Genomic DNA, 19564 nt, shown 5'->3' on the forward strand with positions numbered 1-19564 from the left:
TTCGCCGGCATTATCCGGATCAGGTCAGACGGTCAGCGACGGCTCGCGTCGCACTCTCAGCCCAGCGCCCCGGACTCCCGTGTGTGCTTCTTGGTTCCCTGTCAGCCTACCGTTGCAGGCATGTCTCCCCACCCCCGCACCGCGCTCTCGAACGCTCGCCTCTACCTCTGCACCGATGCACGTCGGGAACGCGGCGACCTCCTGGATTTCGTCGCCGATGCCGTGGCGGGCGGCGTCGACATCGTCCAACTCCGCGACAAGGGGTCGCCGGGCGCGGCACAGTTCGGTGAACTGGATACGTCAGCGGAGTTGACGATCCTCGCGGAGCTACGAGAGGTCGTGCATACCGGCGGCGCCCTGCTGTCGGTGAACGACCGCGCCGACATCGCCCATGCCGTGCAGGCAGACGTCCTGCACCTCGGCCAAGACGACCTCCCGCCCGCCGCCGCGCGCGCGATCGTCGGACCGGACATGGTGATTGGCCGTTCGACGCACGACGTCGACCAGATGCGTTCGGCTGTCGCCGACGGCGACGTCGACTACTTCTGCACCGGCCCGCTGTGGACCACGCCAACCAAACCCGGTCGTCCGGCCACTGGGCTCGACCTGGTGCGCGCCGCGGCTACCGATGCGAACGGCAAACCGTGGTTCGCGATCGGCGGCATCAACCTAGAACGCGTGCGGGAAGTGACCGACGCGGGCGCGTCGCGCATCGTGGTGGTTCGAGCGATCACCGCCGCCGCCGATCCGACGAGCGCCTCTTCCGCCCTGCGGACGGCAGTGCTAGGGTCGTGACCACTATGACGTGGAAACTTCTCGTAACCCGCCGCAGCGGGGTCTGACTCGACCGACCCCCCGCTGCGGGTTCGTCGGCTTTCCACTCTTCTCGTCGGTCACCTAGTCTTCGACCGAAATGAACCGACGTGATGCATTCCATTCAAATCCAGCCGACATCCTGTACCCGTGACGGGCGCGGCGACCACCGTTCCGACCGATCCTGCGTCGACCGCCGTATGCCCGCCTGGTTCCCCCGGGAGGCGGCCGCCATGACCACTGCGCACTTCGACACGACATACGCTCCCACCGGCGCGATCGCCTTGGAGGCCTTCCAGTTCGAGCACGGCCGCGCCGACACGATCCACTGCACCGCCGACATCCGGATCGCGCACCGAAAGATCAGATTGAGCGCGACGGCGTCCGGCGTCATCGGCGCAATGACTTCGATGCTCTACGACATCGATGCAGGCGTCGAGATCGTCGCGCTCTCCCAGCAGGTCGACGATGACGAGGTCACAACCTATCTGCGGTGCAATGCCGACGGCCGACGCTGCTGGTCGTACGGGATCGCCGGCACCGCAGACGAATCCGCGGTCGCCGCACTGATCTCCGGGGCCAACCAGCTGTCGAAGCGCTGAGGATCTCGGCGTTCAGCCGAGCCGATCGACCAGGCCCGGCCAGGCAGCGGCCAGCCCTGGATGCAGCGGAAGCTCTGCGACTTTCGCGGTCGGCACCCAGCGCAGCTCGGTCGACTCGCCGTTCGGAGTGGTCGCGATCGGAGACGCAGCCTCGGCGAGCACCGTCGTGTACGTCCACCCGCTGGACGCTCGATGCGTGACTATCGCGTCGACCACGTCGAGGTCGTCGACCGAGATGCCCGCCTCTTCGAAGGCTTCCCGGACCGCGGCCTGCTCGACCGTCTCGTGTGAGTCGCGGGCACCGCCCGGCAGCCCCCAGGTTCCGCCCTGATGCGACCAGATCGCGCGGTGCTGCAGCAGCACGGCGACACCCTCGTCGGTCGCAGCGGTCAGCAGGAGTCCGGCGGCGCCGTGCCGTCCCCAGTACCGCTGTCCATCGGCGTCGAAGACCCAGCCGTCGCCGTCTCCCTGCACGCTGTCGTCTCCCTGCGGTCGCATGTCGATGATCTCGCTGTCGTCGGCATGAACCCGACGACTCGCCCCTCACCGTACCGGGTGTTGCCCACTGACCACAGGCACGACGACTAGGCTGAAAAGCGACCCAAATGAAGGGAATGTCGTGACCGGGCAGGTTTCGGGAGTGCGTTCGGCACTCACGCATGCCGGTCGCACGGTCATCCCGGATCGGGGCAACCCCGGCCCCACCCTTCGCCAGGTGATCGCCGACCGCCGCGAACTCGCTGCCATGACTCGCGAACGAGTCAGCTCGCCCCTCGTCGCCTTCCGCTTCTACGCGACGACGACGCCGGGCAAACTCGTCATCATCCTGCTCGCGATGGTCCTGGCCTGCACACTCACCGGTTGGTACTCGTCCGCGTCGTTGACCACCCGCAGCGAGACGCTCTCGTCGTTGATCGACCGGAGCGAACCTCAGGCAGAAGCCGCCGAGACGCTGTACAGCTCGCTGTCGGTGGCCGACGCGTCCGCGAACTCGGCGTTCATCTCCGGTGGCCGCGAATCGCCCGAGCTGCGCGCCTCGTTCACCGACTCCATCGCCACCGCGTCCACCGCGCTGATCGCGGCGACCGACGGCTACCGCGACGACGCCTCCGCGCACACCGACGACGAAGAGGGTGCTCGCGCCGATCTCAACACGCTGGCCGTCAAGATCCCCGAGTACACCGGACTCGTCGAGACCGCGCGGACCAACAATCGGCTGGGCTATCCCGTTGGGTCGGCGTACCTGACCGTCGCGTCGACGCTCATGCAGGACACGATTCTTCCTGCGGCACAACGGCTCTACGAGCAGAGGTCGGCGGCCATCTCTGAGCCGCAACGCACCCTGACCGTCCCGCCGTGGGGGGTGTACGTCGCACTGCTCCTAATCATCATCATGCTCGTCGGGACCGGACGTTATCTGGCGCGCCGCACGCGTCGCCACTTCAACATCGGTCTGATCGCCGCGCTGACGGCACTCGGGCTCGGCACCGTCTGGCTACTCGTGTCCGGCCTGACGTCGGTCGCCGCCGCGAACACGGCGAAGGAGTCCGGGGCCGACCCGCTGCACACGCTGACCAGCATGCGGATCCTCACGCAGCAGGCCCGCTCGGCCGAGACACTGTCGTTGGTGCGCCGATCCGACCCCGGAGAGCTGGACCGCATGTTCGAGACGTCGATGGCCCAGATCGTCGCCCGCGCCGACGACCTCCAGGGGTCGGCCGAACTCGACGACGACGCGGGTATCACCGATCCGCTCGACGATGTGAAGTCGGCGGTCGGACGCTGGCGGTCGGCACACTCCGAGGTCGGCAGACTACTGACCGCCGGAGACTTCACCAGCGCCCGCTCACTCACTGTCGGCGACGGCGCGATCAGCACCGCCACCGGCTACAGCGAAGCGAACGAGGCCCTCGTCGAAGCTATCGCCGAGGCGCGCTCGACCTTCCGCACCAACATCAACACCGCCCAGCGGGTGCTCGGATTCACCGGTACCGGGATCGCCGTACTGTGTGGTGTAGCAGCCATCGCCGTGTTCGGCGGCCTGTTCCCGCGGATCCGGGAGTACCGATGAGTCGCAGAGAATTTCAGCGCTGGCTGTCGGTGGCTGTGCTCGCGGTCGCCGTGACGGTCGGCGTCGCCGCGTGCGGTCAACAGACTCAGGAGAACGGTGATCCGCCGACCACGACAGCCGAGATCCCCCTCCCACCGGACGTCTCCTTCGACGACTCGGCAAACGGGCCGACCCAGCCCACCGAGTCGACCGACTGCGACACGTCGAGTCTTCGGCCGGACGAGACGCTCCCCGCACCCGGCGAGATGCCCCGAGGCTCGACCATGGAAGAGATCGAGAAACGTGGACGTCTGGTCGTCGGCACCGACCTCGGATCGAACCCGTTGAGCTTCCGTGACCCGTTGACCGGCGACGTCATGGGATTCGACGTCGACGTCGCGCACTGGATCTCCGAAGCGATCTTCGGCGACCCGAACCGGATCGACTACCGGATGGTGTCGACGGACGACCGGGTCGACGCGTTGACCGACGGATCCGTCGACATCGTCGTCAAGTCGATGTCGGTCACCTGCGAACGGCTGGCGTCGATCGATTTCTCGATCCCGTACTTCCAAGCGTCCCAACGGATCCTCGCATATCGCCATTCCGGTATCGAGAGCGTCGCAGACCTCAACGGCAAGCGGGTGTGCGCGACGTCGGCGTCGACGTCGGCCGGCCGCGTCAAAGCGCTGGCGCCGAAGGCGAAGTTCGCAACCACCTCCAGTTGGGCCGACTGTCTGGTGATGATGCAGCAGGGCCGCGTGGACGCCATCACATCCGACACCCCGATCCTCGCGGGCATCGCCGCCCAGGACCCGTGGGCCAAGGTTGTCGGAGAGAGCCTCGGCGCCGAGAATTACGCCGTAGGCATCGCCAAAGGGCATCCCGACCTGGTGCGGTTCATCAACGGGGTCCTCGCGCAACGCCGCACCGACGGCAGTTGGCAGTCGTCCTACAACCAGTGGCTGTCGGTCCTCGGCCCCGGATCACCCCCTCCGTACACCTACCGCGATTGATGACGATGAACGACAGCACTGGCGACTCCCAGACCGACCCCGTCCACACGGTGCCGTCGGAGACGGTCGACGACGGCCCCGCCACCCAGGCGACCGCGGCTGCGGACCCCGTGTCGACGGTTGGCACGACGCCCGTCGCGCTCGGCACCCAGGGCACCCAGGTGCGGCGACTGTTCGAAGACATCACATCGTCACGCCGCAAAATCCGCAAGGCCCCGTCACATATCCACGACCGACGTCTCGGTAGCGGCCTGGTGCAACTCCCCGACGTCACCGACATCGACCCGGCGGACGCGGTCCTGGCCGATCCGATGATCGTCGAATCCAAACGGTTCTGCTGGAAGTGCGGCGCCGAGGTCGGCCGGAGTTCCGGCCCGGGGAAGGGCCCGGCCCAGGGCACCTGCCCGAACTGCGGGTCGCGCTACTCGTTCGTCCCCGGTCTCGCCCGCGGGACGATGGTCGCCGACCAGTACGAGATCGCGGGAGCCATCGCGCACGGCGGCATGGGGTGGATCTACCTGGCCGTCGACCACAACGTGTCCGACCGACCAGTCGTCCTCAAAGGTCTGCTGAACTCGTCGGATTCGCAGGCGCAAGCCGTCGCCATCGCCGAACGCCAGTTCTTGGCCTCAGTGAACGATCCCGGCATCGTGAAGATCTTCAACTTCGTCGAGTGGGCCGACGACGACGGCCGACTGTTCGGCTATATCGTGATGGAGTACGTCGGCGGTCACACACTCAAGCAGTTGACCACCGGTCCGACCGGCAAGACCAAGCCGATGCCCGTCGAACAGGCGATGGCGTACATCCTCGAAGTCCTGTCGGCCGTCGGCTACCTGCATTCGGTCGGACTCGTCTACAACGACGTGAAACCCGACAACATCATGATCACCTCCGACGAGGTGAAGCTGATCGACCTCGGCGCGGTCTCGGCCGCCAACGGATACGGGCGCCTGTACGGCACACCCGGATTCCAGGCGCCGGAGATCGTCGAGACCGGACCGCAGGTCGTCACCGACATCTACTCGATCGGGCGCACACTCGCCGTGTTGACCGTCGACATGCCGATGGAGGACGGCCGCTACGTCGACGGGCTCCCCGATCCGGAGACCACCCCGACCTTCGTCGAGAACCCGTCGTTCTACTTCCTGCTGCAACGTGCCACGTCGACGGACCCGGCCGAACGGTTCGAGTCCGCGGAGGAGATGACCACACAGGTCCTCAATGTGCTGCGTGAGACGGTCGCCCTCCACACCGGCGTTCCCCGCCCGTCGATGTCGACGGTCTTCACGCCGCAGCGTTCGACGTTCGGAACCGAACTGCTACTGGCCCCGGTCGACGGCTTCTTCGACCCGAAGGACGCCGCGATCCACGACCCGGCCGACATCGCCCACGCACTCCCGATACCGCTCGTCGACCCGGCTGATCCGGCCGCCAGCGTCCTCACGTCGGCTGCGCTCTCGTACCCCCGCCAGACGCTGGACACGATCAAAGCGGCTCGCGCCGAAGGATTCTCGACACTGATGTCTCCCGACCAGGTGCCGTACCCCAGGCAGAACGCCGAGCATCCGTCGTTGGAGATCGACCTCGCCGAGGCCCGCGCGCACCTGGAGTTGGGCAACCTCGACACCGCGTTGCAACTACTGCGGGAAGTCGCCGACAATCACGGCGACTCGTGGCGCCTGCACTGGTTCCTCGGTATCTGCGCGCTCCTCAACGCCGAACCAGAACTCGCCTACGACCGGTTCCGCGAAGTGCTCGAAGCACTGCCCGGAGAGGTTGCGCCGAAGCTGGCCGTGGCGGGCACCGCCGAACTCATCGGCTACTGGCTCTCGGCCGAAGGGTTGTCGACGAACGAACAGGCCGCCCAGGTGGAACGCTGGTACGACATCGCCCGCCAGGCGTACCACGACCTGTGGCTCACCGACCACGCCATCGTCACGGCCGCGTTCGGGTATGCACGGATGCTGCTGTCCGAAGGGGAGATCGCGCAGGCGATCGAACCGCTCGACGAGGTGCCGATCACGAGCAGACACTTCGGCACCGCGCAGATCAGCGCGATCCTCGCTCTCGTGCACGGCCGCCCACCCGCCGAGTTCACGACAGACGAACTGTTCGAGGCGTCGACCCGATTCGATCAGATCGGGTTCGACGACCCGCGTCGCCGCCGTCTGAAGTTGATCATTCTCGGCAGCGCGCTCGGCTGGATCGAAGCGCATCCAGAGCAGGGCGAGGGCGAAGACTTCCTCGGCTTCCCGTTCACCGAACCCGGTCTGCGCGCGGGCACCGAGCGATCACTGCGAGAGCTGGCGCGGGCCACCCGCGACAACCGCGCCCACCGCTTCCTCCTCGTCGACCTCGCGAACCTGGTCCGCCCCGCAACCCTGTTCTAGTGTCGCGTGGCGTTAGAACCGGATCGACACCGGCTCCGCTCCGGACAGCGACAACGCGGCCAGCGATGTCGGGGCGATGCCGTCGCGGAACGTGGCGCGCACGCCCGAGACGTCGGCGCTTTTCGCGAGCCGCGAAGCCTGTGCCTTCGTCAGGTGCAAGTCCGCGACGTCGATGCGACGCAGGCGGTCGTCGCCGTTCATGTCGGTCGACGACGTCTTCATCGACAGCACTGCGCGCGTCCCGTTCACGCGGATGACCGGATCGGCGAGAGCGATCTCGAGCAGGTGGAACCGCGTATAGACGACGGCGGTGCCGTGGAACCGGAGTTCGCCTCGACCGTTTCTGATCGTGTTGTCGGCGAGTTCGAACGTCATGTCCCCACGGTCGTCGACGTCGGCTCCGTCCTTGCCGGACACTGTGCCTTCGGTGGCCTCGACCGCGTCGGCGAAGGTCGACGAGTATCCCCAGACGAGGTTCTGTTCCGCAGGCTTCGGCGTGTTCGGGCCCGGTGTGGTCGAGTAGTTGATCGGGACGTACTTCTCCTGCGCGGCGTTGACTGCGTTCGCGGCCCCGTACGTGTAGACGCCCCACCGCTTGTTCGCAGGCGCCTTCTCCGGGGTGGCGAGTGTCAGACGCGCGGTGAACTGGCCTTTCGCGTCGAGTGGGACCCATCCTTCGCGTACGGTGCGACGCAGATCGAACGGCACGTCCGGGACCTTGTTGAGTGCGGCGCGCGACAGCGCCCACTTTGTCTTACTGCGGGTCTCGGCGCGCGACGACGTCGGCGCTCCCTTGGAGGGCTGCCACACCGGCGCGAAACCGCCGAAGGTCACGAAGGTGCCGTGCGGGACGCCCGGCGGGACGGGGACCGGCAGACCGGACGTGTTGGCGGCGGGATCGAAACCGGTGCCCTTCACGACCACCTGGTCGCCGGGATGCAACTCGGTGTCTCCGACCGGAGTCGTGCCGTCGGCCAGGTAGACGCTGATCGCCGGCGTGAAACGTTGCGCATGCGCCGCCCCGACACCGACCACGCTCCCGGCAAGAGCGCACAGCGCGACGACGAACATGACGACGAGACCACGTAAACGAGACATAAAGCTGAGCCTAACCTATGGACCCACGTTTCCGATTCGGCCTTTAGTCCCGTGTTGTGCCGAAATGTTCAAGAGACTCAAGCGGCTCGGCGAGCAGAATCGAACCATGAGTACACGCAAAGACATGAACATCTGGCCCAGCGTCACCTGCAACGACCCTCTCGCCGAACGGGACTGGCTCGCTCGGCTCGGCTTCGAACCCGGCGTCCTCGTCGAGGGCGACGGCTCCGGTGAGGTGTTCCATTCGGAGATGCTGTGGCCCACCGGCGGCCGGGTCATGGTCAGCTCGGCGGCCAAGACCGATTCGACGTTCGCCACTCCCGTCGGAAGCACGAGCGTCTACGTCGTCGTCTCCGATCCGGACGCTGTGTACGCGCGCGCCACCGATCTCGGCGCGAAGCTGGTGCGGGACATGGCGGAAGAGGATTATGGGTCGCGGGGCTTCTCCATCGCCGACCCGGAGGGCAATCTGTGGAGTTTCGGGACGTACGCGGGCTGACCGGCAGGCTGTGCCGGGCGGGCGTCCTCGTCACGCCGTACGACATCAGGGGCGCTCGCCCCGGCACTCACCTGGGCATTCCGTCACCGACGGTCACACTGATCGTCGATCTGCGCGACGGGCTTCTCCTCACCGGGCCCGGCCTGGCTCGACCGACGAGCTTCCGCTGCGGCATCGGCGAACTGCACCTCGAATCGTTCACGATCCATCACGACGGAGCCCAGGTGGGCGTGCAGCTCGATCTCACCCCCGGCGCGGTGCGGCGATTGTTCGGCGTCCCCGTCGGATCGCTGGCGTCGATGCTCGAACTCGACCATCTCGACGCCGCGTTCGCCTCGCGGCTCCGTGATGCGGTCGGCTCCGTGCCCCACGATGCACGCAGCGCGGTGGCGACCGACCTCCTCAGTGCGCAGCTGGGTGATGCCGCCGGCACCCCGACCGGAGTCGACCCCGATGCCGTCCGCACGTGGCAGCGGATCCTGCGGTCGAACGGTCGTGTGACCGTCTCCGAACTGGTCGAGCAGTCGGGCTGGTCGGCTCGACGTCTGACCGGCGTGTTCACCGCAGAATTCGGGATGGGCCCTAAGCAGGCGGCGCGCCTGGTCCGCTTCGACACGGCCCGGCACGCGATCGACTCGGGCCGCGCCCCGAGCGACGTCGCCGCCGACTGCGGCTTCGCCGACCAGGCGCACATGTCACGCGAGTTCACCGCGTTCACCGGTCTCCCGCCGACGCAGTACCTGATCGAACGCGACAGCGACTTCCTCGTCGCCGATCACGCCGACGAACCCGCCCGACCTACACCTATACCGACCAGCATCACCGTATAGCCGACTGTCCCGCCGTATAGGTGTAGGTTCTCCGCGCCGAACGCTACTTCTCGATTCTGTTCCCGTCCGAGTCCCAGTGCTCGGCGACCTTCTTGCTTGGTTGGACGCGGGGCGGCTCGCCCGGCATCTTCGGGTACGACGGCGGGTACGGCAGGTCACCGAGCCCGTCGGTGTCGTCACGCTGGACCATCTCCAGCAGCGGTTCCAGCCCGGCCGCACAGTCGGCGATGTCTGCCCACGGGTCGTCGCGTCGTTCGAGTAGCCCGGGCACCGTCGCGATAGTCAGGTCGTCGGGGTCGACGTCGGCGAGCTCGTCCCACGTCAACGGCGTCGACACCCGTGCGATCGGCGACTTCCGCACCGAATAAGGTGCGGCCATCGACCGGTCGCGGGCGTTCTGGTTGTAGTCGATGAAGATCCGGTCGCCACGATCCTCTTTCCACCACGAGGTGGTGAACAGGTCGGGTGCACGACGCTCCAGCTCCCGCCCGAACGCGATCACGGCGCGACGTGTCGCGATGAAGTCCCACTCGGCACGGATCGGCACGAACACGTGGATCCCGCGGCTACCCGAGGTCTTTACAAAACCCGTGCATCCGAGTTCGTCCAGGAGCGGGCGGACGTACTCGATCGCGGCGGCCCGCACGTCATCGAAGCCGCGGCCGTCGGTCGGATCGAGGTCGATGCGCAGTTGATCTGGGTGGTCGTTGTCCGGATCGACGGTCGGCCAGGTGTGGAAGGTGACCGTTCCCAGATTGGCCGCCCACACGATGTCCGCAGGGATCCGCGGACAGAACGCCTGCCCGGTCCGCTTGGACGGGAAGACGATCTTCGTGGACTCGACGTGGCCGGGATGGTACTTCGTCAGATGCTTCTGGTAGATCTCGTCGCCCTCGACGCCGTCGGGAAACCGCTGCAGAAATGTGGGCCGCCCGGCGACAGCGTCCAGCAGTGGGCCCGTCGTCACCATGGTCCGGTAGTAGTCGACGAGGTCGCCTTTGCGCCCGCCGTCCTCACCGAGCTCGGGGAAGTAGATCTTGTCCGGGTTGCTGAGTTTCACCTCGACTCCGTCGACGTCGAGCATGAGCGGTTTCGGCTTCGAACTGGCCATCACGAACCTTCCAGGACGTCGTGGACGTCGTAGGTGAGCGGGACTTCGAGTTGTTCGTATCCGCAACTGACCGGATCACGATCGGGTCGCCATCGCAGGAACTTGACGGTGTGCCGGAAGCGACCGTTCTCCATCTGGTCGTACGCGACTTCGACGACGAGTTCGCGTCGGATCGGAATCCACTCCCCGTTGCCCGCCGACCGCCACCGCGACACCTCGCCCTGCGCGACGTTGTCGGGGTCCAGGCGCATCGGCTCGAACATCTCCTGCAGTTCGATCCGCTTTTTGTCGGCGAACGCACTCGATCCGCCGACCATCCGGACTTCGCCGTCGTCGCCGTACAGCCCGAGGAGCATCGATCCGAGTCCGGTCCCACTCTTGTGGACGCGGTATCCGAGGACCACGCAGTCGGCGGTCCGCTTGTGCTTGACCTTGACCATCTCGCGTTTGTTCGGCACGTAGAGCCCGTCGAGACGTTTGGCGACGACACCGTCGAGGCCTGCGCCTTCGAAGGCGCTGAACCAGTCCCGCGCGACGGCCGAATCCTGGGTCACCCGGCTGACCTGTAACGATCCGCCCGGCGCGATGGCGTGACGCAGCGCGTCGCGGCGCCTCGGAAACGGTTCGCCGGTCAGGTCGGCGTCGCCGAGTGCGAGAGCGTCGAATCCGATGAAGGTCGCGGGGGTCTCGCCGGCGAGCTTCTCGATGCGCGACGCCGCCGGATGGATGCGCTGGCTCAGCGAATCCCAGTCGAGCCTGCGAACGCCGCCGATCTCGCGGACCACACCGACTTCGCCGTCGACGACCACCCGCTCGGGCAGTTCGGCGCGGGCGGCGTCCACGAGTTCGGGGAAGTAGCGGGCGAGGTCCTTGCCGCTGCGCGAGACGACGACGACCTCGTCGCCGTCACGAAAGATCAACGCGCGGAATCCGTCCCACTTCGGTTCGTACGACCACACCGGCCCGGCGTCTGGTTGCTCGGGCACCGCGGCGACGGCTTTCGCGAGCATCGGCGCGACAGGCGGATTGATCGGGAGGTCCACTCGTTCATCGTCCACGACGCCACCGACAAGAGCAACGGGTTTCGGGTGCCGCACATCACCGCTGCGCCGCTGATTCGTCGCCCCCGCGTCACGGCGCCGACACCGCGGGGCCATCGGGCACTCGTACTGTCGGTTCTCCCTCCGTCGCTGCTCGAGGTCGCCTGACTAGGTTCCCGCCCCGACTGTGTTCCACACCGCCGTGGACCGTGCTTTACGGTGGTGGCGTGGCCAACGACTTCGCTCCCGCAGGCCGGTTCGCGCCTTCTCCATCCGGCGACCTGCACATCGGGAATCTGCGGACAGCGGTGCTCGCGCAACTCTTCGCTCGATCGTCGAACCGCCGCTTCCTGATGCGCGTGGAAGACCTCGACCGTGTGCGTCCCGGAGCGAGGGAACGGCAACTCGCCGACCTCGCCGCGATCGGGCTCGGGTGGGACGAACCGGTGACCCTGCAGAGCGCACGGTACGACGCGTACGCGTCGGTCATCGGCGGACTCGTCGCCGACGGCGACACCTTCGAATGCTTCTGCACTCGCCGCGAGATTTTGGACGCGCCGACGGCGCCGCACGCCCCGCAGGGGGCGTACCCGGGCACCTGCCGCGAGTTGACCGAGGCCGAGCGCGCCGAACGGCGACGCATTCGCCCCGCGGCGATCCGTCTCCGTGCGGACGTCACCTCGTTCACGGTCACCGATATCTTGAACAGTGAGTTCACCGGAGACGTCGACGACTTCGTCCTGCAGCGCAACGACGGAACACCCGCCTACAACCTCGCGGTGGTCGTCGACGACGCGGCATCCGGCGTCGACCAGGTGGTGCGCGGCGACGATCTGCTGGCATCCGCGCCTCGGCAGGCGTATCTGGCGACCCGGCTCGGCTATTCGCCGCCCGAGTACGCGCACGTCCCGATGGTCCTCAACGCCGACCACAAGCGGCTCGCGAAACGCGACGGCGCGGTGACTCTCGCCGATCTCGCCGAGCGCGGTGTCGACGCGGTGTCGGTCCTGTCCATGATCGCCGTCTCGCTCGGGTTGGCCGATCAGGGCGAGACAGTCACGATGGACGCCCTCACCGAACGGTTCTCCCCGTCGGCCCTCCCCCGCGATCCGTGGATCTTTGAGGCTATCTCTGGTTGATGCGCAGCAGGTTTCCGGCGGGGTCACGGAAGGCGCAGTCGCGTACCCCATAGTCCTGGTCGGCGGGTTCGGCGATCACGTCGGCGCCTGCGGCGACGAGCCTGTCGAAGAGTGCGTCGAGGTCGTCGGTCGCGAGCGTAACCGCACCATACGACCCTTTCGCGATCAGATCGAGCACCACCGTGCGTTCCGTGTCGGTCACTCCGGGATCGACGACCGGCGGCTGCAGGACGATCGACGTCGGCGATCCGACGGGGCCGACGGTGATCCAGCGCATGTCGCCGTAGCCGACGTCGTTGCGGACTTCGAAGCCGAGCGCGTCGCGGTAGAAGGCGAGCGACGCGTCGGCGTCGACGTGCGGAAGGAACGTGTAATGGATGTCGATGTTCATAGGAGCAAGGCTAAGCGGATCCGCGCGGATCCGCTTCTCGATTCCTGACCGGCCTGGCGGCCTGCCGAGCCAGACACGATGGGACACCTTCCAGGTCGCCGGCCATGTCGCGGCGGTACACACTCGGGGAGACGCCGACGAGCTCGGTGAAGCGGGTGCTGAACGTCCCCAACGACGACGATCCGACCGCGAAGCACACTTCGGTCACCGACATGTCGCCGCGCCGCAGCAGTGTCATCGCGCGTTCGACGCGGCGCGTCATCAGATACGAGTACGGCGACTCGCCGTAGATGCGTTTGAACTCTCGACTCAAGTGGCCGGCCGACATGTAGGCTCCGCGCGCGAGCTCCTCCACGTCGAGCGGCTGATGGAACTCGCGGTCTATGCGGTCACGAACCTTTCGGATCGCGACGATGGCCTGGGTGCGGGCCGCCCGGTCGGCTGCGCTGGTCACGAACTCAATTGTTGCGTCCGCGAGCGGCCACGCGCCACACATCGACGATGAGTCCACCTTTGGCGACGGCGACCTCGTCGACCAGATTGAGGACCGTGCAGACGTGGTTCGGCACCACACGCACCCGCGACCCCCGCACGGGAAGCTTTGCGTCACCAGGAAATTCGACAGTCGCGTGATGTTCGGACAACCCGGTGACCCGTGCGTCGGGGTAGTCGATGAGCCGACCGAACCCCGACGCGTAGCCTGGTCGGTCCGCACCGAGGACCTTGCTGCCCGCGTCGAGCACGATCCGCCGCTCAGGCCCGTCGGACTGGCTGATGACGGTCGCGAGGACGGTCAACGCGATGTCGGACGGCTCGGTCCGGCCCAGTTCCCACTGCTGCGCGTCACCGAACACGTAGACGCCCGGGCGTAACTCGGTGAGCGCTCCGCCGTCGGACAGCAACGCGGTCGGCGTCGACCCGCCGCTGCGGACTTTCACCGGGACGCCAGACTCGGCGAGGAGCCGGGACGCTTTCCGCAGCGACTTCGCCTCGTCGTGTGCTGCGGAGTCGGCCTGCCCGACCCCGTAGCTATGCCCCGGGAACGTGAACACGCCCGCCACGTGCAGCCCGGCGTCGTCGGCCGCCGCCGCGATTCCGGTGACGCCGTCCGGATGCACGCCGCTGCGGTGGTGGCCGCTGTCGACCTCGATCAGCACTTCGAAGCGTCGTGCCGCGTCCCCGAGTCGAGCGCCCGCGTTGCGTACGCCCTCCACCGAGTCGACGCCGAACGAGATGCGGGCGTGCTCGGACGCGGCGACGAGCCGGGCGGCACTCGACCGGGTGAGCCACAGCGGATACGCGATGAACAGGTCGTCGACCGCCGCTCCACTCGGGTCGGCGAACACTTCAGCCTCACCGATCGTCGCGACCGTCAATCCGGTTGCGCCCGCAGCGATCTGCTTGCGTGCGATCTCGACGATCTTGTGCGTCTTGATGTGCGGGCGCAGCGCGAGCCCGTTGGCTTGCACAGCGTCTGCCATCGCCGCGATGTTCCGGTCGAGGATGTCGACGTCGACGATGACCGTCGGCGTGCTCACCATGTCGCCCATCGGCTCACTCCCCAGCTCGCTTGGTTCCCGCGTAGTAGCGGCCCAGGAACTCGTCCCGGTAGTCGTAGTAGTTCCCGTCCTCGATCGCCTTGCGCGCACGGTCGACGAGGGTGATCGTGAACGACAGGTTGTGGAGGGTGGCGAGCGTCGACGCCAGGCCCTCCTTCGCCTTGAACAGGTGGTGGAGGTACGCGCGCGTGTACTGGGTCGAGTAGTTGTCGAGTTCGGCGTCGAGCGGACCGAAATCGTCTCGGAACTTGCGGTTCGTCACGTTGTAGCGGCCGTCGAACGAGTAGATCGCCCCATTGCGGGCGACGCGCGTCGGTGACACACAGTCGAACGTGTCGGCGCCGTTCTCGATCGCGGTGAAGATGTCGTCGGGTTCACTGATGCCCAACAGGTGACGTGGCGCGTCGTCGGGGAGTTCGTCGGTGACCCAGCCGACGATAGTCCCGAGATTGTCCTTCTCCAACGCACCGCCGATCCCGTACCCGCCGAACCCCTTGCCGCCGTTCTCTCGGTCGATCCGGCTCAGTTCGACGAGGTCGCGCGTCGCCTTACGCCGCAGGTCCTCGTACTGCGCCCCCTGGACGACGCCCCACAGCGACTGCTGCGGCCGGTGCGAGCGTTCGGCGGACAGTCGATTGTGTTCGGCCAGGCACCGGATCGCCCACTGCCGGGTCCGTTCGAGCGACGTCTCCTGGTATCCGCGGGTGTTCATCAGCGTCGTCAGTTCGTCGAACGCGAAGATGATGTCGGCGCCCAACTGGTGTTGGATGCCCATCGACACCTCGGGGGTGAACCGGTGCATCGACCCGTCGAGATGCGATTTGAAGGTGACCCCGTCGTCGTCGACGTTCGCCAACCGTTCCTTGCCTTCGGCGACCCGCGAATCGTCTTGGGGCCCGGTCGCCTCCATCGAGATGACCTTCTTGAAACCCACCCCGAGGGACATCACCTGGAAGCCGCCGCTGTCGGTGTAGGTGGGACCCGACCAGTTCATGAACGCGCCGAGACCGCCCGCCCGGTCGAGGATCTCCGGCCCCGGCTGCAGGTACAGGTGGTACGCGTTGGCGAGGACCGCTTGCGCGCCGAGCGCCGCGACCGACTCGGGCAGCACAGTCTTCACGGTCGCTTTGGTGCCGACCGGAACGAAAGCGGGTGTGTGGATCTCGCCATGCGGAGTGACGATGGTGCCGGTACGACCCGCCGTCCCGTCGAGGGTGGCGCGCCGGATGAACTCGCTGCTGGTCACAAGGCAATAGTGCCCCACCTGCGTCGGGCCCGATGGGCCGACCCGCGGTTGCATGACCCGATTTCGCTGCTCGTCTGCATTACCGTGGGACCATGACCCGCACGATGAAGCTCGCCGCCACCGCGGTCCTCGGCCTGTCGATCGCCCTGTCCGCTGCTGCGTGCGGCGACGAACAGGAAGCGCCGAACGCCGAATCCTCGACGACGGTGGCGACACCGCCCAGCGACCGCAGCGTGCCCGTCGTCCCCGGCCCGAAACCGCGGTCGTCGACGGCCCCGACGAGCGAGAGCCCCGAGACGGCGACCGGCGACGGTCAGTCGTGTGGCTCGGCGAAGGGACCGGACGGTGCACTGCAGATCCGGGTCGTCGAAGGCGACGTCTCGTGTGAGACGGCGACGGGGATCGCGAAGGAGTACAGCCCGCTGATCGCGACCGGGCAACCCCAGGACGTCAACGGCTGGGACTGCGGTCCGTCGACGACGGCGGGTGAACTGGCCCGGTGCACCAAGGATTCGCAGGCCTTCGCGTTCGTCCCGTAGACGCCCCAGTCAGCCAGCCCGTCAGCCCAGGGCGGTCGCGACCCGCTCCAACGCGGCCACTCGGCTGCCCTTGACGAGCACGGCGTCGCCCTCGGCCAGGTCGCCGAGAGCCGCGACCGCATCGTCGACGCCCGACACGTGGACGGCGTCGTCGCCGTAGTCGGGTTCGTCGACGGCGATCACGGTGATGCCGAGATCCGTGGCTTGCCGGGCGATGTCGCGGTGGGCGGCCGGCCCGTCCGCGCCGAGTTCGGCCATCGTGCCGACGACGGCGAACCGGCGGCGCGCAGCGAGTCGGGCGAGTGAGGAGAGTCCGGCGGCCATCGACGTCGGGTTGGCGTTGTACGCGTCGTTGATGACGACGACGCCGGACGGCGTCGTACTCATCTCCATGCGCAGGCCCGACAGCGCGGCGTCGCTGAGTCCGGCAGCGAGCGCATCGATCGGGACGCCGAGGCCACAGCCTGCGGCAGCGGCGGCGAGCGCGTTCGGCACCTGGTGTTCGCCGCGAGCCTGCAGATCGATCGCGGTGGAGCCCCACGGGCTGTGCAGCGTGAACGACGCACGCAACTGGTCGTCGAGCACGATGTCGGTGGCTCGCACGTCGGCGTCGTCGGCCACACCGTAGGTCAGCACGCGAGCCTGGGTCCGGTCGGTCATGCCTCGGACGATCGGGGCGTCGGCGTTGAGGACGGCGATCCCGTCCGCAGGCAGCGACTCGACGAGTTCGCCCTTGGCCTGCGCGACGTCGGCGAGCGTCCCGAACATCTCCAGGTGCACGGCTTCGACGCGGGTGATGATGCCGACCGTCGGCGACGCGATGTCGCACAGCAACGCGATGTGCCCGACACCGCGCGCGCCCATCTCCAGGACGACGGCTTCGGTGTCGTCGGGCGCGCCGAGGAGCGTGAGCGGCAGTCCGAGTTCGTTGTTGAAGCTCTTCTCGCTGGCCGCCGTGGCGTAGGTGGTGGCCAGGACTCCGGCCAGAAGGTCCTTGGTGGACGTCTTGCCGACCGATCCGGTGACGCCGACGACGCGTGGCGGAAGACCCGCCCGCACGGCGCGTCCGAGGTCGGCGAGCGCCAGGGAGGTGTCGGCGACCTGTACGGCCGTCGCGGCGACGCCCGGCTCCGGGGCGCGGTCGGTCAGATAGACACCAGCGCCCGCGTCGACAGCGTTCGCGATGAAGTCGTGTCCGTCGCGTGCCGCGACGATCGGAACGAAAAGCTGACCTGCTCGAATGGAACGCGAGTCGATGCTCGCCGACGACACCTCGATGTCGGGTCCGTGGAGCGTTCCGCCGGTGGCTGCTGCGATCTGGCTGGCGTGAAGGTGCACTACCCGAACGGTACAGGAATGGCAGAACGGCACAGGCGAGAGCCGACGTAGGCGAACACGTATCCTGGCATCCATGAGCACCCCCCTCCTGCGGTTGGTCGTCCTCTACGGCGGAGTGTCCGCCGAACACGATGTGTCTCGCGTCAGCGCGGCGCATGTGCTGGCCGCCGCGGATCGCGACAAGTACACGATGGTCCCGGTCGGCGTCGACAAGAACGGCGTCTGGCACCGCAACGACGCGGTGGCTGCCGCGATCGCGGCAGGTGAGCCGCTGCCGAACCGTCTCGACGTCGAAGGCCCGGAAGTCGATCCGCTCCAGGTGGTGCGTGGCGACGGTGAGCTGACCGTCGTCTTGCCGCTGCTGCACGGACCGCATGGTGAGGACGGAACCGTCCAGGGCATGCTCGAACTGTTCAAGGTGCCGTACGTCGGCTGCGGCGTCCTCGGGTCGGCGCTGTGCATGGACAAGGCGATGGCCAAGGAGGTCGCCGCCCGCGCAGGCATCCCGCAGTGCGACTGGATCACGTTCCGTGACGGCGTCGACGATGCGCGCACCATCGTCGACCGTGCGATCAACGAACTCGGCCTGCCGATCTTCGTGAAGCCCGCCAACATGGGGTCGTCGGTCGGCGTTTCTCGTGCGGGTACGGCCGACGAACTCGATAAGGCGATCAACGTCGCACTCCGGTACGACGACGTCGTCGTCCTCGAAGAAGCGGTCACCGCACGAGAGATCGAGGTCGGTGTCCTCGGCAACAACGCCCCGGACACGACGTTCCCGGGTGAGATCAAGGCAGGCAGCGACTTCTACGACTACGAGGACAAGTACGTCACCGGGGCAGCCGAACTGATGATCCCGGCTCCGTTGGACGACGCTGCGGTCACGCAGGTCCGGGAGTTGGCCGCTGACGCGTTCACCGCGCTGCGATGCGCAGGGATGGCTCGGGTCGACTTCTTCTACGAGGAGGGCGGCCGCGGGTGGCTGCTCAACGAGATCAACACGATTCCCGGGTTCACCCCGAGCTCGATGTACCCGAAGATGTGGGAGAACTCGGGGATCGCCTACCCCGACCTCATCGACCGTCTCGTGGCGTTGGCGCTCGAGGTGCATCGCCGTCGGAGTTCGTTCTCCACCGAGCACTGACACCCGCCGACTCTCGCCGGAACCCTCACGGACGAGCCGCGTTCCTGCGAGAGTGTCTGGGTGACTTATCTTCTCGCCGTCGACTCGTCCATCTCCGGCCCCGACTCGGTGTCACGACCCCTCGTCGCGGAGTTCGCCGACTCGTGGTGTGCGGCTGGTCCCGACCGCAGCGTCGTCTCGCGTGACCTCGCCGCGAATCCCGTCCCGCACCTAACGACGGCGGGGTTGCATTACGCCGAAGTTCTGCGTCGACCGCACGAGAGCGTCGACCCTGCTGCCGCGGACCTTCAACGCGAGTTGATCGACGAGGTCGCGGGCGCCGCGGCCGTCGTGATCGGCGCACCCATGTACAACTGGTCGATCCCGTCGACGCTCAAGACGTGGCTCGACCACCTGCACGTGCTAGGTGTCACGACGTCGAGCGACGACCAGCCAGGCAGACTGCAGGGCATTCCCGCGGTTGTAGTGTCGCCGCGCGGTCTGGCGTACGACGATTCCGATCCGGGCCAGGCGGGCGGGCGACCACACGGTGCCTGCGATCGAGAAGATTCTGGCCGGATCGATGGGCATGGACGTGACGAGCGTGGTCGTCGACTACACGCTCGCCGAGCGTCTGCCTGCGGTCGCCGAACACGCCCCCGCCAGTGAGTCGTCGAAGGCTGCGGCCCGCGAGCGCATACGAGAGTTGGGGGGGGGGGGGGGGGGGCCCGGCCCCGCCGGGGGGGGGGTGTTTTTGTCCGGCCAGCCCGCGCGGCG

The 19564-nt window shown here is 67.4% G+C and carries 20 protein-coding genes; 11 read left to right on the forward strand and 9 right to left on the reverse strand.

What is annotated here, in order from left to right:
* The first annotated feature begins 120 nt into the window (after positions 1 to 120).
* Entirely contained in the window at positions 121 to 795 is a 675-nt protein-coding gene (gene thiE / locus L5G28_RS01020) for a thiamine phosphate synthase (protein ID WP_236999941.1), read from the forward strand.
* Positions 796 to 1046: 251 nt separating this feature from the next.
* A complete protein-coding gene (locus L5G28_RS01025; protein ID WP_236996668.1) occupies positions 1047 to 1415 on the forward strand; it encodes a hypothetical protein in 369 nt (122 codons plus the stop codon).
* Between the two features lie 12 nt (positions 1416 to 1427).
* Here the strand turns inward: L5G28_RS01025 and L5G28_RS01030 are convergent, their stop codons facing one another.
* The gene (locus tag L5G28_RS01030; protein ID WP_236996861.1) at positions 1428 to 1889 is read right to left on the reverse strand and encodes an NUDIX hydrolase; all 462 of its coding nucleotides are present in this window, start codon (positions 1887 to 1889) and stop codon (positions 1428 to 1430) included.
* 145 nt (positions 1890 to 2034) lie between these two features.
* Here L5G28_RS01030 and L5G28_RS01035 point away from each other — a divergent pair, with 145 nt between their 5' ends.
* From L5G28_RS01035 to L5G28_RS01045, 3 genes are read left to right on the forward strand one after another with little or no spacing between them, the layout of a single operon-like run.
* Entirely contained in the window at positions 2035 to 3486 is a 1452-nt protein-coding gene (locus L5G28_RS01035; RefSeq protein WP_236996667.1) for a GlnX family signal transduction membrane protein, read from the forward strand.
* Positions 3483 to 4481, forward strand: a complete 999-nt coding sequence (locus L5G28_RS01040) for a glutamate ABC transporter substrate-binding protein (protein ID WP_236999942.1) — start codon at positions 3483 to 3485, stop codon at positions 4479 to 4481. The genes L5G28_RS01035 and L5G28_RS01040 overlap by 4 nt, the downstream gene beginning before the upstream one ends.
* A 5-nt stretch (positions 4482 to 4486) precedes the next feature.
* A complete protein-coding gene (locus L5G28_RS01045; protein WP_236999943.1) occupies positions 4487 to 6874 on the forward strand; it encodes a serine/threonine-protein kinase in 2388 nt (795 codons plus the stop codon).
* A 12-nt stretch (positions 6875 to 6886) separates the two neighbouring features.
* On the opposite strand, the gene L5G28_RS01050 is transcribed toward L5G28_RS01045, so the two are convergent.
* Entirely contained in the window at positions 6887 to 7972 is a 1086-nt protein-coding gene (locus L5G28_RS01050) for an HtaA domain-containing protein (RefSeq protein ID WP_236999944.1), read from the reverse strand.
* 106 nt (positions 7973 to 8078) lie between these two features.
* Between L5G28_RS01050 and L5G28_RS01055 the strand changes: the two genes are divergently transcribed.
* Positions 8079 to 8471 carry a VOC family protein gene (locus L5G28_RS01055; RefSeq protein WP_236999945.1) on the forward strand — a complete coding sequence of 131 codons (393 nt, stop codon included), beginning with the start codon at positions 8079 to 8081 and terminating at the stop codon, positions 8469 to 8471.
* On the forward strand, positions 8444 to 9301 hold the full coding sequence (locus L5G28_RS01060) for a helix-turn-helix domain-containing protein (RefSeq protein WP_236999946.1): 858 nt from the start codon (positions 8444 to 8446) through the stop codon (positions 9299 to 9301). Before L5G28_RS01055 ends, L5G28_RS01060 begins: the two co-directional genes overlap by 28 nt.
* A 43-nt stretch (positions 9302 to 9344) precedes the next feature.
* Here L5G28_RS01060 and L5G28_RS01065 read toward each other — a convergent pair whose 3' ends face one another.
* Both L5G28_RS01065 and L5G28_RS01070 read right to left on the reverse strand, forming a co-directional pair.
* Positions 9345 to 10412, reverse strand: a complete 1068-nt coding sequence (locus tag L5G28_RS01065) for a DNA polymerase domain-containing protein (RefSeq protein WP_236999947.1) — start codon at positions 10410 to 10412, stop codon at positions 9345 to 9347.
* A complete protein-coding gene (locus tag L5G28_RS01070) occupies positions 10412 to 11455 on the reverse strand; it encodes an ATP-dependent DNA ligase (protein WP_236999967.1) in 1044 nt (347 codons plus the stop codon). Before L5G28_RS01070 ends, L5G28_RS01065 begins: the two co-directional genes overlap by 1 nt.
* A gap of 224 nt (positions 11456 to 11679) precedes the next feature.
* On the opposite strand from L5G28_RS01070, the gene gluQRS reads away from it, so the two are divergent.
* Positions 11680 to 12591 carry a tRNA glutamyl-Q(34) synthetase GluQRS gene (gluQRS, locus tag L5G28_RS01075; protein WP_236999948.1) on the forward strand — a complete coding sequence of 304 codons (912 nt, stop codon included), beginning with the start codon at positions 11680 to 11682 and terminating at the stop codon, positions 12589 to 12591.
* Here gluQRS and L5G28_RS01080 read toward each other — a convergent pair.
* The 4 genes from L5G28_RS01080 to tgt are packed head-to-tail and all read right to left on the reverse strand — an operon-like array spanning position 12578 to position 15841.
* Positions 12578 to 12982, reverse strand: coding sequence for a VOC family protein (locus tag L5G28_RS01080; RefSeq protein ID WP_236999949.1), 405 nt, complete (start codon positions 12980 to 12982; stop codon positions 12578 to 12580). The genes gluQRS and L5G28_RS01080 overlap by 14 nt on opposite strands.
* A gap of 10 nt (positions 12983 to 12992) precedes the next feature.
* Entirely contained in the window at positions 12993 to 13436 is a 444-nt protein-coding gene (locus tag L5G28_RS01085) for a helix-turn-helix transcriptional regulator (RefSeq protein WP_236999950.1), read from the reverse strand.
* A gap of 4 nt (positions 13437 to 13440) precedes the next feature.
* Positions 13441 to 14532 carry an alanine racemase gene (locus tag L5G28_RS01090; protein WP_236999951.1) on the reverse strand — a complete coding sequence of 364 codons (1092 nt, stop codon included), beginning with the start codon at positions 14530 to 14532 and terminating at the stop codon, positions 13441 to 13443.
* 4 nt (positions 14533 to 14536) lie between these two features.
* Positions 14537 to 15841 (reverse strand): tRNA guanosine(34) transglycosylase Tgt, encoded by a 1305-nt coding sequence (tgt, locus tag L5G28_RS01095; RefSeq protein WP_265743581.1) that lies wholly within the window; start codon positions 15839 to 15841, stop codon positions 14537 to 14539.
* Between the two features lie 38 nt (positions 15842 to 15879).
* Here tgt and L5G28_RS01100 point away from each other — a divergent pair, with 38 nt between their 5' ends.
* Complete coding sequence (locus L5G28_RS01100; protein ID WP_236999953.1) at positions 15880 to 16326, forward strand: hypothetical protein; 447 nt, start codon at positions 15880 to 15882, stop codon at positions 16324 to 16326.
* Between the two features lie 21 nt (positions 16327 to 16347).
* Here the strand turns inward: L5G28_RS01100 and L5G28_RS01105 are convergent, their stop codons facing one another.
* Positions 16348 to 17664 carry a UDP-N-acetylmuramoyl-tripeptide--D-alanyl-D-alanine ligase gene (locus tag L5G28_RS01105; protein WP_236999954.1) on the reverse strand — a complete coding sequence of 439 codons (1317 nt, stop codon included), beginning with the start codon at positions 17662 to 17664 and terminating at the stop codon, positions 16348 to 16350.
* A gap of 73 nt (positions 17665 to 17737) precedes the next feature.
* Here L5G28_RS01105 and L5G28_RS01110 point away from each other — a divergent pair, with 73 nt between their 5' ends.
* Together L5G28_RS01110 and L5G28_RS01115 are read left to right on the forward strand one after the other, a co-directional pair.
* Positions 17738 to 18808: a D-alanine--D-alanine ligase family protein gene (locus tag L5G28_RS01110; protein WP_236999955.1), complete on the forward strand. Its 1071-nt coding sequence runs from the start codon at positions 17738 to 17740 to the stop codon at positions 18806 to 18808.
* 60 nt (positions 18809 to 18868) lie between these two features.
* A complete protein-coding gene (locus tag L5G28_RS01115) occupies positions 18869 to 19456 on the forward strand; it encodes an NAD(P)H-dependent oxidoreductase (protein ID WP_236999956.1) in 588 nt (195 codons plus the stop codon).
* Positions 19457 to 19564: the final 108 nt, after the last annotated feature.

It is taken from the genome of Gordonia liuliyuniae (assembly GCF_021739025.1).
Lineage (GTDB): Bacteria > Actinomycetota > Actinomycetes > Mycobacteriales > Mycobacteriaceae > Gordonia > Gordonia liuliyuniae.